Annotated in this window: 9 protein-coding genes and 1 pseudogene; 9 read left to right on the top strand and 1 reads right to left on the bottom strand. The window is 66.6% G+C overall.

What is annotated here, in order from left to right; genetic code table 11:
* Window positions 1-7: 7 nt before the first annotated feature.
* Window positions 8-1,047 (bottom strand): annotated as a pseudogene (locus SJY20_RS01675) (LacI family DNA-binding transcriptional regulator).
* Window positions 1,048-1,733: 686 nt separating this feature from the next.
* Between SJY20_RS01675 and SJY20_RS01680 the strand changes: the two are divergent.
* From SJY20_RS01680 to SJY20_RS01720, 9 genes are all read left to right on the top strand, one after another.
* Window positions 1,734-4,028: a glycoside hydrolase family 3 N-terminal domain-containing protein gene (locus SJY20_RS01680; protein ID WP_380784876.1), complete on the top strand. Its 2,295-nt coding sequence runs from the start codon at window positions 1,734-1,736 to the stop codon at window positions 4,026-4,028.
* Window positions 4,019-5,209 carry a glycoside hydrolase family 105 protein gene (locus tag SJY20_RS01685; protein WP_380784877.1) on the top strand — a complete coding sequence of 397 codons (1,191 nt, stop codon included), beginning with the start codon at window positions 4,019-4,021 and terminating at the stop codon, window positions 5,207-5,209. Before SJY20_RS01680 ends, SJY20_RS01685 begins: the two co-directional genes overlap by 10 nt.
* Complete coding sequence (locus SJY20_RS01690; RefSeq protein ID WP_380784878.1) at window positions 5,206-7,086, top strand: hypothetical protein; 1,881 nt, start codon at window positions 5,206-5,208, stop codon at window positions 7,084-7,086. Before SJY20_RS01685 ends, SJY20_RS01690 begins: the two co-directional genes overlap by 4 nt.
* 97 nt (window positions 7,087-7,183) lie before the next feature.
* Window positions 7,184-10,273: a TonB-dependent receptor gene (locus SJY20_RS01695; protein WP_380784879.1), complete on the top strand. Its 3,090-nt coding sequence runs from the start codon at window positions 7,184-7,186 to the stop codon at window positions 10,271-10,273.
* On the top strand, window positions 10,273-11,541 hold the full coding sequence (locus SJY20_RS01700) for an alginate lyase family protein (RefSeq protein ID WP_380788513.1): 1,269 nt from the start codon (window positions 10,273-10,275) through the stop codon (window positions 11,539-11,541). The genes SJY20_RS01695 and SJY20_RS01700 overlap by 1 nt, the downstream gene beginning before the upstream one ends.
* Window positions 11,542-11,604: 63 nt before the next feature.
* Window positions 11,605-12,777: an alginate lyase family protein gene (locus SJY20_RS01705; RefSeq protein WP_380784880.1), complete on the top strand. Its 1,173-nt coding sequence runs from the start codon at window positions 11,605-11,607 to the stop codon at window positions 12,775-12,777.
* Window positions 12,778-12,937: 160 nt separating this feature from the next.
* Window positions 12,938-14,815 (top strand): glycoside hydrolase family 2 protein, encoded by a 1,878-nt coding sequence (locus SJY20_RS01710; protein ID WP_380784881.1) that lies wholly within the window; start codon window positions 12,938-12,940, stop codon window positions 14,813-14,815.
* Window positions 14,812-15,528, top strand: a complete 717-nt coding sequence (gene uxuA, locus SJY20_RS01715) for a mannonate dehydratase (protein WP_380784882.1) — start codon at window positions 14,812-14,814, stop codon at window positions 15,526-15,528. The genes SJY20_RS01710 and uxuA overlap by 4 nt, the downstream gene beginning before the upstream one ends.
* 291 nt (window positions 15,529-15,819) lie before the next feature.
* Window positions 15,820-16,044, top strand: coding sequence for a mannonate dehydratase (locus SJY20_RS01720; RefSeq protein WP_380784883.1), 225 nt, complete (start codon window positions 15,820-15,822; stop codon window positions 16,042-16,044).
* The last annotated feature ends 111 nt before the right edge of the window (window positions 16,045-16,155 follow it).

A 16,155-nucleotide genomic window follows, 5' to 3' on the forward strand; every position in this document is an offset into this window, starting at 1 on the left:
CGTCACTTCAGCCAGCATCTGCCACCGACGCGCGCCAAACCAACTCCGAATGGAAGAGCGAACTCTGTGAGGAGGCATCCATCCCCTGTCCGACGCGCGCCATCAGCTTTCGGGCTGCGGCGGCCCCCATCGCTTGGATTGGCCAGCGGACCGTCGTCAAAGGCGGCCAGACGTGTGCGGCTATGGGCGTGTCATCGAAGCCGACGATCGACAGGTCCGAGGGAACGGCAAGGTCCCGCTGCCGGGCCGCGTAGAGCACGCCTGCCGCCATCTCGTCGTTGCACGCGAAGATGGCCGTCGGTGGCGGGACCGCGGCAAGCAGCGCGGCGCCGGCTACGACGCCCGACTCGAAGCGATAGTCGCCCAGCGCGATCAGGTCGGGAGGTAGAGCGATCGCAGCCTCGGCGAGGGCGGTTTCAAAGCCCGCACGGCGCTCCGCGGCCGATCTGAAGCCGGCAGGTCCAGTGACCAGCCCGATGCGACGATGTCCGCGCCGAACGAGGAGCCGCGTCGCTTCGGACACGGCCTGAGCATCATTCGACGAGACGCAGTGGGCATCGTCATCGAGCGGAGCCGATCCCATCCGTACGTAGCCGCACCCCAGTTCCGCACAGCGACGGACGAGCTCCTCGTTCTCCGAGATGGGGGGAGGATCATCACCCCGAAGAGACGCTGCCGGTCGATGAACCGTCGGACGTCTTCCACCATCCCCGACGATCCCTGGTCGACCGGTCTCACGACCAATGCGAAGTCCGTGTCCTCGATGGCCTCCAGGATTCCCTGCTGGACGCCGAGAACCATCTGGGAGTTGGGGTTGTCGTGTATGAGCCCGATCAGAGAGTTGTAGCCCATCGCAAGCCCTCGGGCCTGAAGGTTCGGCGTGAATCCGAGAGCCGCTATGACCGACTCAACCCGTGTGCGGGTCGCTCCCGCAAGCAGCGGCGAGTCGTTGATGACGCGGCTCACCGTCTTCTTCGACACCCCTGCTGCTCGCGCGACGTCGCTGATGGTCGGATTTCCCGGGCGAAGGGCGGCGGGGCCCCCCACCTGAGACTGCGCATTGCCCAAGGCGGGGTTCAGGAGATCCAAGGCGCGGAGCCCTTCGAGGATCTTGGCCATGACCCAGCATCTACATGGCCGTCGGTGGTCAGGTACAAGCTGGCCTCGGCGGCTCGAACCGGGCAAATCCCTCCACAACGGATCCGGAAGCGTGAGCGGCGTGAGGACGGCGCCATCGTCGCCGTCGACGGCACCGCACGGACTCGTCTTGCGCTTCGAAGACCGCCCGGGTGCGAAACCGGCCCTTGCGGACAATACGCAAGCGGGTACCATGATGCGTTCCCGTCGCCGTCGTATCCGACCTGAAAGGCATTCCGAAAGCGGAAGCGCCCCGACGACCGCCAACCCGGAGCGTCTACCCTCGCCGGCACCAGTACAGACAACGCGATCCTCCCCACTGCCCGAAAAGTTGTGTGACAACCTTATTGACAGGTGCGGGAAAAGGAAAGAGGGGTGTCACCGGTGTCAAGGCAACAGCCTGACCGATGGAGGCGGATTTGAAGCGTAGGAAACCGGGCACGGTCGCGATAGTCCTCATGTGCACGTATGCTGCGGCCGTCCAATCCGCTGCCCCGCCACCGGATACGACGATACATCCGCCCCTCTGGCCCGCCATCACCGCGCCGAAAGCCGACCCCGCGACCGAAAAGCGCATCGATGCCCTACTCGCACGCATGTCCGCCGAGCAGAAGGTCGGGCAGACCATCCAGGGCGACATTGCAAGCGCGACCCCCGAAGACGTCGCGACGTACCACCTCGGCTCAATCCTGAATGGAGGCAGTTCCTCGCCTGGCGGCGACGAGTTCGGGCCGGCATCGAGCTGGCTGGCCGCCGCAGACGCATACTATGACGCATCGATGCGACCCGGGGGCGGCCTCCCGCGCATTCCGGTGATGTGGGGGAGCGACGCGGTCCACGGACACAACAACATAGTCGGCGCCACGCTCTTCCCCCACAACATCGGCCTTGGCGCCGCGCGCGATCCCGATCTGATCCGGCGCATCGGTGCGGCCACTGCGGAGGAACTGCGGGTCACCGGGCTAGACTGGACCTTCGCGCCGACCATCGCGGTCGCGCGCGATGATCGCTGGGGGCGAACGTACGAAAGCTTCTCCGAAGAACCGGGAATCGTCGCCTCGTACGCGAAGAGCTACGTTCTCGGTCTGCAAGGGGAACGGGGAAGATCCGACTGGCTGCGGGGCGGCCATGTCATAGCCACGGCCAAGCACTTCATCGCCGATGGCGGCACAACCGGCGGCCGGGACCGCGGCGATGCCGACGCCGACGAGACCTCCCTCATCCGCCTGCATGCCCCTGGCTACGTCGCTGCGATCGACGCCGGCGTACAGTCCGTCATGGCCAGCTTCTCGAGTTGGCGCGGCGGGAAGATGCATGGAAGCCACGACCTGCTGACCGACGTGCTTAAGCGACGTTGGGGATTCGACGGACTGGTCGTCGGCGACTGGGACGGACATGCGAAGGTCCCGGGATGTTCACCCACCGACTGTTCGCAGTCGATGTCGGCTGGTCTCGACATGTACATGGCGCCGGCGAGCTGGAAGGGCATCTACGCCTCGACCCTGGCCGCCGCGCGTTCTGGTAGACTGCCTATGGCGCGTCTCGACGACGCCGTCCGCCGCATCCTAAGAGTAAAGATCCGCGCCGGGCTGTTCGAAGCCGGCCGGCCGTCATCACGGCCGCTGGCGGGCGAATACGCCGTTCTAGGCAGCGCGGCGCACCGTGCGATCGCCCGTGAAGCCGTCGCCAAGTCCGTCGTGCTGCTGAAGGACAGGGGCGTCCTTCCGATCAGCTGGGGCGCCAGAGTTCTGGTGGCCGGCGATGGCGCCGACAGCGTGGCGAAGCAGTCGGGCGGTTGGACGCTGACGTGGCAGGGAACGGGGACGCGTCCTGAACACTTCCCCAACGCACAATCGATCTTCGCAGGGATCCGCGAAGCAGCGCGGGCGGGCGGCGGCGATGCGCAGCTGTCCCCGTCCGGAGCGTTCACCACCAAACCCGATGTCGCGGTCGTGGTGTTCGGTGAGGATACCTATGCCGAGTTCCAAGGAGATCGCGCAGACCTGCTGTTCGACGACCACAACGGAGCGCTCGCCACGATGCAGCGCCTGAAGGCGCAGGGTGTCTCCGTCGTAGCCGTCTTCCTGTCCGGGCGTCCGCTATGGGTGAACCGCCACCTCAACGCCGCTGACGCGTTCGTCGCGGCGTGGCTTCCGGGATCCGAGGGCGGCGGCATCTCGGACGTCCTGTACGGACGTCGTGCGTTCACCGGACGGCTCTCGTTCTCCTGGCCGGCCTACGCGTACGGCGCGCCCCTCAACGTCGGTGACCTCGACTACAAACCACTGTTTCCGTTCGGATACGGTCTGAAGGCAGGACGGAACGCATGGACGCGGCTCTCCGAGAGGTCCGGGGTGGACGAGCGCTTGGGGTCACCCGTCGGTCCACTGTTCGTCGACGGGAGGGGCGTGGGCGGACGCGCGCTGCAGATCGACGGTCAGAACGACAGTCCGCAGACGGTGACGGGGGCGGCCGACAACGGATCCGTGGCCGTGCGGCCCATCGACCGCGAACGACAGGAGGACGCTCGTGAGGTCCGCTGGAGCGGGCGGTCCCGCGGCACCCTGCTCGTGGCAAATGCGCGAGCACAGGATCTCGGTAGGCAGCCCCTAGCGATCGTGGCCTCCCTGCGGGTGGACGGCGCACCGACCGCACCCGCCTTCCTCGAAATTCGGTGCGGGCAGGGGTGCGCGGGGCGTCGCGACGTGACCACCGCCCTTTCCCGACTCGCCGGTCGCGGCTGGCAGACGCTGACGGTGCCGGTGGCCTGCCTGGCTGGCGCCGACACGTCACGCGTAGTCGCACCCTTCGCGATCACCACGGTCGGCGAGATGCGCCTGTCCATCTCCTCCCTATCGATCCAACCCAGCCGAGACGCATCATGCTCCTGAACCTGTTCCTTGCCGCTGCCGCGCTGGTCGTCAACACGCCTACCAACCAGGTTCTCCGCGCCTCGGGTCCATCGGCAGCGAACGTGTCCGCGATGCCAACGCCTGCCGCGATCTTGGCTTCGACCGAGCGCGTGGCGAACTGGCAGCTCGACCATCGCGCCACGTTTGACCACATGCCCGCTGCGTCGCGAAGCGTCCGGAACCCCCGCGACTGGCAGCAGGCGACCTTCTGGGCCGCGCTGACTGATCTGGCGGATCGTTCGCGCGATCCCCGCTACGGGCGGGCGCTGCTCGACCTCGGACGTGCGGAGCGATGGAGGCTCGGAGACAAGCCCTTCCACGCCGACGATCAGGTCATCGCACAGGCGTGGATCTGGGCAGCGGCCCATGGTGGCTCTGCTGACGCCTTGGCACCCGCCAAAGCCTATTTCGAGGCGGTGTTCCGCAACCGGCCTACTGGCAGTCTCGAATTCCTGCCCAACCCCGCCGGCCGCGGAGATCCCCTCTGCACGAACCGGTGGTGTTGGGCTGATGCGCTGTTCATGGCCCCTCCGACACTATTGCGACTCGGCCTCGCGACCCGCGATGCGCGCTACGCCCGCTTCGCGCACGAGGAGTTCCGGGCAACGACGGACTATCTCTACGACCGCAAGGAGCATCTGTTCTTCCGCGACAGCCGCTTCTTCGATCGCCGCGACTCTGCAGGACGCAAGCTGTTCTGGAGCCGGGGCAACGGCTGGGTAATGGCGGGACTGGTCCGTATCCTCCAGGAACTGCCGAACGACGATCCGCGGCGCACCTACTATGTGGATCTCTTCCGCGACATGGCGAAGCGCATCGTCGCGCTGCAGAAGGCCGACGGATATTGGGCGCCGTCGCTGCTCGACAACGCTCCCGACACGCCGTCGGAGACGAGCGGCACCGCCTTCTTCACCTACGCACTGGCGTGGGGCGTCGACTCCGGCTTGCTGGCGCGGAAGATCCATCGCCCCGCCGCGATCCGCGGATGGGCGGCACTGGGACGCAGCGTCCAGCCGGACGGCATGCTGGGATGGGTCCAGCAGGTCAGCGACCGGCCCGACCGGGTCTCCGCGACGGACACGCAGTTCTACGGGAGCGGCGCTTACGTCCTTGCCGGCACCGCCATGTATGATCTCGCCAGACACGGAGACACGAAATGAGCCCGTCGAGCCTGCGCGTCGCACTCGTCCTGCCGCTGCTGATCTCCGCCGCACCTCCGCCGGAAGCGGCGAGGTCGGGTTGGTCGGACCGCCCGCACGGTCCCAGCTACGCGATGGCGCCTGCGATGCACGCGACCGTAGAGCGGCGCCTCATGCCGCAGATGGAGCGGCTGCTTGGGCAACTGCTGCGCGACAAGCGGGGCATGACGCTGGGCGGGGTCAAGGTCTTCGACAGCGGCGACAAGTTCCTGCCCGGCAAGATCGCAAGCGCCATGGCGTACCGGGTCGTCGATCTGCCGAAGGGGGACGGACGTCGTGCGCAGCGGCTGCGGGACTTCGCGACGATCGCCGACCTGACGCTGGACGATCCGAACGACAGCTGGGGCATCTACTACTACGTGTCGGCGCTGTACCGGCTGAAACAGGCCGGCGTGCTGGAAGAAGCCGTCTCGCCCGCGACTCTGGCGCATCTCAAGACTCGGCTCGACTGGCGGCGCTTCGTGCGGCCGGACCTGACGCTGATCGACCTGCCCAACAACTACTACGGCGTCGCCTTCTCAATCGCACGGCTGCGGTTCCTGCTCGGCTGGGAGGACGAGACGGGAAGCGGCCGGCTGCTCGAGCGCACGCTCGACCATTATCGTCGCTACTCGGGCGAATACGGCTTCGCCGACGAGACCGAGGGCAAGGGCCGGTTCGATCGATACAGCGTCCTGCTGATCGGCGAGATCGCCCAGCGGCTCGTCGAGACAGGGATGGAGCCGACACCTGAAGTGAAGGCCTGGCTCAGACGGTCGGTCGATCTGATGCTGCCGCGCTTCAACCTGCGCGGGGAAGGCTGGGAATACGGCCGCAGCATAGGCACCTACGGCGAGACCGCGTTCCTGGAAGTGCTGACGGCAGCAGCGCGGCTGAAGGTGCTCACGCCTACCGAGGAACGCATGGCCTATGCGTTCTCGTCGCGGATCGCGGCGCGCTACATGGATTTCTGGGTCGATCCGACCACCGGATCGGTCGATCTGTGGGATCAAGGGCGGCGGACGGACGCCTACCGCGGCAAGCATCGCATCTTCGGCGAGAATCTCAGTCTCGCCCGCCAGTACATCTACACTGACGCGATCTGGAGCGATCTGGGGTATCGCGATCGGAAACCCGACGCGGGCTACGTGCGCTGGCTGGACACCCTGCCAAAGTCGACGACCACGTGGTTCGCACGCGGCACCTACGACCGGGCGGTCGTAACGGTCCGCGACCGGGGCAAGGTCATCGGCCTGCCGATCATCAACGGCGCCGAGGGGCAACATATGCACAACCCCTACTTTCCGGTGCCGTTCTCGGCCGGGATGCTGCAGGGGGCGGCCGACGCCGACTATCCGCTGCTGCTGCCGAAGATCACCTTGACCGACGGCAGCGTGCTGATGCCGCTCGCTTGGTTCAAGGACGTCCGCGTGACGCGACACGGCGCGGTCACGGAGGTGAGCTGGCGTCAGGATGCACTCGATCGGATGGGCGGGAACGACGCAGTGGCGGATCCGCGCGCGACGGTCCTGACACGCTACACCCTCGCGCCCGGCCGGATCACGCGGACCGACTCGCTTGCGGTCAAGGGAAGCGATCGCATCGCGAAGATCGAAATGGCCTTCGCAAGCTTCTCCACGGGTGCCGAGATCCGTTCCGCAGGACACATAACCTTCAGGACCGGCGATGTGACCCGACTTACCACGTCGGGTTATGGCACATGCATACAAGAATCGGTCGCGAAGCAGCCCTATCGTGCGCCGACCGCGGCCTTCCGGTCGCTCGTCAGCTGCGGCCTGACACCGACCGTTCCGACGCGCGGAGCAGAATTAACATGGGCGTTGTCATACAACTATTGACAGGGGCGCTCGGCCTGTTAGGAGTTGTATGACACCGGTAACAGCCGGGCGCCGCAACCTCAATGGGGTGCGGTGAGGAAACAGGGAGGAAGATCACATGATGCATTCAAGGATTCGTCGTTGCGCCTGTTCGGCGCTGCTCGTGACGACCGCCTGGTCGGCCTTGTCCAGCGCGGCCTTCGGCGCGGCGCAGACCGGGACCCCGCAGGATCCCTCGGCCCAGTCGCCCGCCGGCAGCAGCGCGGCATCCCCGGCAGTGCAGGGCAACCCGGTCAAGCCCGAGGGCAGCGCGCTCGATCCTACGCAGGCGCAGACGCCCGACATCACCAACCCCACGACCGATCCCATCGCACAGGCCGCTGCAGCGGCGGATGATACATCGGCCGACATCGTCGTGACCGGCGCCCGCGCCACGCAGCGCACCTCGATCGAGCTCAAGCGCAATTCGAGCGTCGTCGTCGATGGGCTGGTAAGCGACGAGATCGGTTCGACGCCCGACAATTCAGTCGGCGACACGCTTGAGCGTCTCGCCGGCGTGTCGGCGGACCGTTTCAAGGGCAACGCCAACGAGATCTCGGTGCGCGGCCTGGGTCCGACGCTGAGCTTCGCGACGTTCAACGGGCGCGAGGTCTCGACCGCCGGCGCCGATCGGTCGGTGGCATTCCAGCAGTTCCCCTCCGAACTCGTCAATGGCGTACTGGTCTACAAGACGCAGCAGGCCGACTTCCTCGAAGGCGGCGTCGGCGGCATCATCGAACTGCGCTCGCTCAAGCCGCTCGACTACGGCAAGCGCCGACTGCAGGCGGAAATCCGCGCCGACTTCCAGCCCAAGTCCGACGACGTCTATCAGGACGACGGGCTCGGCTACCGTGCCAACATCTCGTACACGGACCAGTTCAAGACCGGCATCGGCGACATCGGCATCAGCATCGGCTATCAGCGGCAGGACACGACCGCGCCGGAAGACTACTACAACGCAAACGCGACGTTCCAGGCGTGCAACACGTCGGCCAACAACTCCGCGCTGATCACCGGCACCGCAGCGGCGCTGATCGCCGCGGGCGCGGGCGCGAACTGCACGCTGGCGACGGGGCCGCGGTCGGTCGCGCCGGCGACCGGGCAGACGCCGGTTTTGGTCGGCGAGACGCGCGGGCCGGTCTATTACGCCAACTCGTCGCGCAGCTTCCGCACGCAGCAGACCGCCGAGGTCCGCGACGCGGTTATCGGCGCGCTGCAGTGGCGACCGTCCTCGAACTTCGAGGTCGCGATCGACGGGCAGTTCTCCAACCGGGCCAGCCTCGAGAAGCGCAACGTGCTGTCGATCGCCGAGGGCCTGCGCGGCGTCACGCCGCTGATCATCGGCAACGGCACCAACGGGTATTCGACAGGGGCGCTCATCAGCTACAGCGGCAATTCCAACATCGAGGACCAGCTCGAACGCCGCGAACGGACCGAGAAGTACTATGGCGGCGGTCTGAACCTGATCTGGCGGCCGGACCGCTGGACGGTGTCGGTCGACGGTTCCTATTCGGACTCGCATCGCACCGAGACACAGCGCGCTACGCGGATGCGCTCGACGACGCGCGTGCCCTACACGCTGACCTACGTCGGCGACAACGTCGTCCCCAACGTCACCTTCGGCAACGGCTTCGACGTGACCGATCCGGCCAGCTTCCTCGCGACCGCGGCCACAGCCGTGTATGCGCGCAACCGGTTCGTCACCGATCGGCAGGACAAGATCTGGGCGCTGCGCGGCGACGTCTCGCGCGACTTCGATGGGTTCTTCAACCAGTTGAAGTTCGGCGGCCGCGTCTCCGACCATCACCGCACGAACGACAACGCCGCCAACAGCGATCTCGCGACGCTCGTGCCGATCAACGGCCAGACGCCCGCACAGCTGATCACGACCGCCAACCAGAATTGTCGTGCGCCGTTCACGACGCGGTCCTACTTCGATGGCGAGACCAACCTCAGCCAGTGGGCGACGTTCGACAACGAGTGCCTGTTCCGCACCTTCACGGGCAGTTCGGACGCGCTGCCGTTCCCCGTGGACGGGCGCGATCCCAGCGACATCGACGTGCGCGAGCGCATCTACGCGGCCTACGCGATGGCGAGCTTCAAGTCCGAGCTGGGCAGCCTTCCATTCAGCGGCAACCTGGGCCTGCGCTGGATCCGGACGAACATCACGTCGAAGGGCTTCCGACAGGCTTATCTGATCACGGTCGACACCGGCGCCGACAACTACACCGTCGCCGTCGATCCCACCGGAACGCTGTCGTCGAACACGGCGAAGGGCAAGTACAACTATTTCCTGCCGAGCTCGAACCTCGCGTTCGAACTGTCCGACCAGCTGAAGCTGCGTCTCGCCGGATACCGAGCGATCGCCCGCTCGGGGATCGAGAGCTTCGGTGCCGGCATCAACCTCAACCCGTCGACCGGCGCGGGCGTGAACAACATCATCTTCGACGCGACCACCGGCAATCCGAACCTGAAGCCGCTGCGCGCGTGGAACGCCGACATGTCGCTCGAGCTGTACGCGTCCAAGGACACGCTGTTCTCGGTCGCGGGCTACTACAAATGGGTGAAGGGGGCGGTGATCGGGGCTAACCAGGCCATCCCGACGCCGATCACGGTCACGACGATCACCAACGGTGGGCCGCGCCAGACGGTGAACCTCACGATCAACCCGACCGCGCCGGCCAACGACGCGGAAACCCGCAACCTGTACGGCGTGGAAGTGCAGGGCAGCCATGCCTTCACCTGGCTGCCGTCGCCACTCGACGGGTTCGGCGTCCAGGCGTCGGCCAACCGCGCGTTCGCGAACTTCCAGTATCCCGACACGTCGACGCTGGCGCCGTTCACCGATCCCGCCAATCTGATCGGCCTGTCGAAATGGACCGCCAGCGGCTCTGTCTACTACGAGAAGTACGGCTTCTCGATCCGCGCCTCGTATCGCTACCGCTCGGACTACTACAAGCCGAACGGCGGCACGAACCGCTCGGTACGCGGGTCCGATTTCCTCAACCTCTCCGCCCAGTACAACCTCACGGACAACGTCCAGCTGAAGGCGCAGGCACTAAACCTGACCGGCACCAAGGACGTGTTCTACAAGGGCGGCGAGGACAGCATCGCCGAAGTCTCCAACAGCGGCACCCAGTACTTCCTCGGTTTCAGGGTCCGCATGTGATGCGAGTCGTCGGGACCGTTCTCCCCCTGGTCCTGGCCTCTGCCGCCGTTGCGCTTTCTTGCGCAGCGGCGGCTTTTTCGCCAGCGGCGTCGCCATCCCAGCCCGTCTGCAAGGGCGAGGAAGGATATTCCGCGACGTTCGGTGGACGCCGCACGTTCTTCCTGAAGGCCGACCAGCTCGTCGCCATCAAGGCGGTGCGCGACACCGACCCGGTCGTCGCCGCGGCCTACCGCATCTTGCTCCGTCAAGCCGACGCCGCTCTGGCGAGGCGCCCCGGTGCGGTGACCGACAAGACGACGCTGCCGCCGTCGGGCGACCGCCACGACTACTTGAGCATCGCCCCCTATTGGTGGCCCGTGCCCGGCAACCCGCATGCGCCGTACGTGCGCCGCGACGGGGAGTTCAACCCGGCTCGCGACACCCAGAGCTACGACCGTACGGCGATCGGACGGATGAGTGGCGATGTCCGTGCTTTGGCGCTGGCCTACTACTACAGCGACGATACCCGATACGCGAAGAAGGCGGCGGAGCTGATCCGAACCTGGTTCCTGGATCCGGCCACGGCCATGAACCCCAACGCGAACTTCGCGCAGGCGGTCCGCGGTCGCGAGGATGGACGGGCGGAGGGAGTGCTCGACACCAACGCCTTCCAGCCCGTGGTCGACGCCATCGGTCTGCTCGCGCCATCGCGGGCCCTGACGCCCGAAGAGGGCAAGGCGCTGGAGCGCTGGTTCGGCCGCTACGTCGACTGGATGCTGAAGAGCCGCAACGGCAGGGCGGAGCAGGCGGCGAAGAACAACCACGGCATCTGGTTCGACAGCCAGATCACCCAGTATGCGCTGTTCGCCCGCCGTTCCGAGGTCGCGAGGAAGGTCGTCGACCAGTTCGCGACACGCCGTATCTCGGCGCAGATGGATGCCGACGGGCGTCTGCCCGCCGAGCTGGCAAGGACGCGCAGCCTCCATTATTCGATCTACGCGCTGATGCCGGCCTATGACGTCGCGGAGATGGCCACGTGCCTCGGGACCGACCTGTGGGGACATGCGGACGCGAAGGGGCGTGGACTTCGAAAGGCCACCGACTTCCTCGCTGCGTACCGCGGGAAGCTGGACAAGTGGCCGTACAAGGAGCTCCGCCTGGAACCGCAGGAACTGGACGAACTTCTCACCCGCGCCTCCTGGGCGTGGGGCCCCGGTAGCTACCCTCGTAAGGCGGACGGGTATCCTGCGGCACTCGAGTATCGCGCCGATGCACCTCCCGTCCGTTGAGCCCGCAGCGGCGCCGGTCGCTCCCGGCGGGCTGAAGAACATCGGCGATCCGTCGACGTCATCATGATGGACCGCCGATCGCTCCTCGGCGCGGGACTGGCCACGCTCGTCGCGCCCGCAGGGGCATTGGTCGCCTCTCCCGATCTTCGGACGGAGGAGCGGAAACGAGTCGTCCGCATGGCCACCACGTATCTCGGCGATCCGCCACGGACGATCACCTCGATCGCCGCGCCACGCAGCCCGGGCGATACGCACGACTACTACTCGGAGGCGGACTACTGGTGGCCGGACGCGGCGGCGCCGGGCGGCCCGTACGTGCGCCGCGACGGGTTCTCCAATCCGTCGAAGTTCGATGGGCATCGCGACGCGCTGATCGCGGTCGGCGTTCGTGTGCCGGCGCTCGTGGCCGCGTGGTCCATGACACGCGACAAGCGCTTCTCCCGGGCGGCGGCAGCCCACCTTCGCGCGTGGTTCGTGAACCGGAACACGCGGATGGCGCCGAACCTGGCGCATGCGCAGGCGATCATCGGCCGAGATACGGGGCGTGCGATCGGCATCATCGACACGCTGCAGATCGTCGAGGTCGCAAGAGCGGCCAAAATGCTCGGCGACATGGAAGCGCCAGGCTACGACGCGAGGGTTAGATCGGGCGTGGAGGCCTGGTTCCGCGAATACCTCCGCTGGATGACCACGTCCCCCGCAGGCATCGAGGAGCGCGACCAGAAGAACAATCACGGCACGTGCTGGCTTCTCCAGTGTGCCGCGTTCGCCGACCTCATCGAGGACGAGGCGACCCTAGCCGTCCTGCGAACCAGGTTCGCGACGGTGATCGTGCCCGACCAGATATCCGTCGATGGGCGACAGCCACGCGAACTCGCGAGAACCAAGCCGTACAGCTATTCGCTCTTCAACCTCGACGTCCTGGCGGCCGCATGCCGGATACTGTCATCCAGAGGCGCATCCCTCTGGACCGTCCGTGGCGCCGACAGCGGATCGGTCGCGGACGCCATCGGCTTCATGGTGCCGTTCATCAGGAACAAGGCCCGCTGGCCCTATCCAGCGGACGTCGAACACTTCGACGCGTTGCCCGTTCGCCAGCCGAGTCTGCTCCTAGGCGGCACGGCACTCGACCGACCCGACTGGGTCGCGCTGTGGCGCACGCTCGATCCGGATCCCAAGGACCCCGAGATCGTACGGAACTTCCCGATCCGCCAGCCCGTCCTGTGGGCAGCCTGATGACGCCATGCGGCTTCGTCGGGGGGCTACTCGACAGCCGGCGTCAGGCGTCCGAGGTTGCCGACGAGGGATCGGTGAACGGAAGAATGGAAGCGCGACGTCGGCACGTTCTTCGAACGACATGCCGGTCTTCGCCACGAGTTCGGAACGGAGGGACGCAATGACAGACCTTAGGTTCGTGGTCGCTGCTGCGGTGCTCGCCGCACCGGCATCGGCACAGGATGCGGAACCGACCCGTCCGGCGGCGGCAGCGTCCAGGGCGCCCGTGCTCGTTTCGGCGGACATACGGCCGGGTATCGATCTCACGGGCATTTGGCACTATTCCGTCGATCCCTATCGGTCGGGGCTCGCCGGCTTTCACGGCAAAGCCCCGAACGCCTCCGACGCTCGGTGGGCCGACATCGACGTCGGCGAGACGATGCGCCGCGACACCCGAACCGAGTTCGAGTTCGACATGGACCGCGCTCCGATCGCGACGCTCCCGGGAAGCTGGCTGACCCACTCGGCCGAGATGCGGCACTATCAGGGCCTCGTCTGGTACCAGAAGCACTTCGCTGCGAAGAAGAATGCCGACAAGCGAGTCTTCCTGCGGTTCGGGGCCGCGAACTACACGACGCGGGTGTACATGAACGGCAAGCCGGTCGGTCAGCACGAGGGCGGCTTCACGCCGTTCGCGTTCGACGTCACCGAAGTCCTGCGCGAAGGCGACAACCAGATCACCATCGGCGTCGATTCGGCGGCGACCAAGGTCACCGTTCCACCGCCCGTGACGGACTGGGAGAACTACGGCGGAATCACACGCGAAATCCGGCTGATCGAGACCCCGCGGACCTACGTGGACGACGCCTGGGTGCGGCTCAACCGCACCGGGCAGCTCGCGATCGACGTCCACCTCGACGGGCCGCAGGCCGCCGGCCGCCCGATCAGCTTGACGATCGCCGGTCTTGCGACGTCCATGAGCGGCCGTACGGACGCCCATGGCGACTGGCGGGCCACTGCGACGGCCCCGCGCTCGCTCGTGCGCTGGTCGCCGGATCGACCGCAGCTCTACGACGTCGCGGTCAGCGCCGGCGAGGACGTCTGGCGGGACCGGATCGGGTTCCGCACCGTCGAGACGCGAGGTTCCGACATCCTGCTCAACGGCCGTCCGATCTTCCTCAGAGGGATCAGCGTCCACGAAGAGGAGCTCGGATCGAACCCGGCACGGACGATGACCCCCGCCGCGTCCCGGGCGCTCCTGACGGAAGCGAAGGAGGGGCTGCACGCCAACTTCGTCCGTCTCGCCCATTACCCCCATTCGGAGGTGACCCTACGGATGGCCGATCAGCTGGGACTGCTCGTGTGGAGCGAGATCCCGGTGTACTGGATGATCGCGTGGGACGACCCGGCCACCCTTGCAACCGCACGTCGCATGATCGCCGAGAACATCCGCCGGGACCGCAACCGCGCAGCGATAGGGATCTGGAGCGTTGCGAACGAAACGCCCGCGACCGACGCGCGCAACGCCTTCCTCGGCACGCTGATCGACGACGTCCGCAAACTGGACGACAGCAGGCTCGTCAGCGCGGCTCTGCTCGTCGACCGTGCCGGGGGGAAGGGGCCTCCGGTGATGACGATGAACGACCCGCTGGCCGCGCGGCTCGACGTGCTCAGCATCAACACGTACAACGGATGGTATTCCGGCGACCCGTTGTCCGCCCTTCCGGCGAGCGAGTGGCACGTTCCCAGCGACAAACCGGTGCTCCTTTCCGAGTTCGGAGCGGACGCCAAGGCCGGCTTCCATGATGGGCGTGGATCGCCGCAGAAGTTTTCGGAGGAGTTCCAAGCCGAATACTATCGGTCGACGCTCGCGATGGCCAGGCGGATGCCGACGCTGCGGGGCATGTCGCCGTGGATACTCAAGGACTTCCGCTCGCCGCGGCGGCAGAACGAGTTCCAGCAGGGCTGGAACCGCAAGGGACTGATCTCCGAGACGGGGCAGCGCAAGATGGCCTTCGACGTCCTCGCCGACTTCTACGCCGAACGGACCGGTCGATGAGCGATCCGCAGGACCGTCGCCCGGTGCTGATGACCCAGACCATGCGCTGGTTCGGGCGATCGGACCCGGTCCGTCTGGCCGACATTCGGCAGTGCGGAGCGACCGGCGTGGTCACTGCGCTGCACGACGTGCCGAACGGTGCGGTCTGGACGGTCGAGGCTATCCAGGACGTCCAGCGCGAGATCGCCCTGGCCGGGCTGGAATGGTCAGTCGTGGAAAGCCTTCCGGTCGACGACGGGATCAAGACCGGCAACGGCGACTGGAGCGCGCTGATCGACGCCTATCGGACCAGCCTCGCCAACCTGGGAGCGTGCGGCATCCGGGTCGTCACCTACAACTTCATGCCGCTGCTGGACTGGACGCGGACAGATCTCGCCTACGCCATGCCGGACGGCGCCCTGGCGTTGCGATACGAACACGTCGCAGTCGCTGCCTACGACGTGCACATCCTCCAGCGCCCAGGCGCCGCGCACGACTATGACGGAGCGACGCTGACGGCTGCGGCCGATCGCTTCGGCGCTATGTCGTCGGAGGACCGCGTCGGGCTCGAACGGACGATCATCGCCGGACTTCCCGGCAGCGAGCAGCATTTCGACACCGAAGCCTTCCGCGCTGCGCTCCGCACCTATGACGGCGTCGACGCCGACCGGCTGCGGCAGAACCACATCGCGTTCCTGAAGGCGTCTGTCCCGTGGCGGAAGCCGCCGGCGTGACGCTCGTGGTCCATCCCGACGATCCTCCGTTTCCGATCTTCGGGCTGCCGAGAGTGGTCAGCACGGAGGCGGATCTGTCCAGCATCTTTGCAGCCGTCCCGAGCGCTGCGAACGGTCTGTGCTTCTGCACCGGATCACTCGGCGTACGAGCCGACAACGATCTCCCGGGCATGATCGAGCGACTGGGCGACAGGATCGGGTTCCTTCATCTGCGCTCCGTGCAGCGCGAAGCCGCCGGAGGGTTCCACGAGGCGCCCCACCTGGAGGGAGATGCGAGCATGGCGGACCGTCGTGACGGCCGTGCATCGGCTCTCGACCAGGACCCGTCGCAGCATCCCCATGCGACCGGATCATGGACATCGCATCCTCGACGATCTGAAGCGCACGACGAACCCCGGCTACTCGCTGCTGGGGCGGATGAAAGGACTGGCCGAGATCCGCGGGCTGGAGATAGGGGTCGCAGCTTCGCACCGGCAGATCAGGAACGGCTCGGATGGCAGCGCCGAACCCAAATGAGGAATGCAGGAGCGGTTACCGAGCAGCTAGAGTTGTCGCACAACTATTTGACAATCCTGGCGTTTCGTGATCGTATGCTTTCGGCGACAACGAGCGTCACCGAGTCGGAGC

It is taken from the genome of Sphingomonas sp. R86521, assembly GCF_042466235.1.
Lineage (GTDB): Bacteria > Pseudomonadota > Alphaproteobacteria > Sphingomonadales > Sphingomonadaceae > Sphingomonas.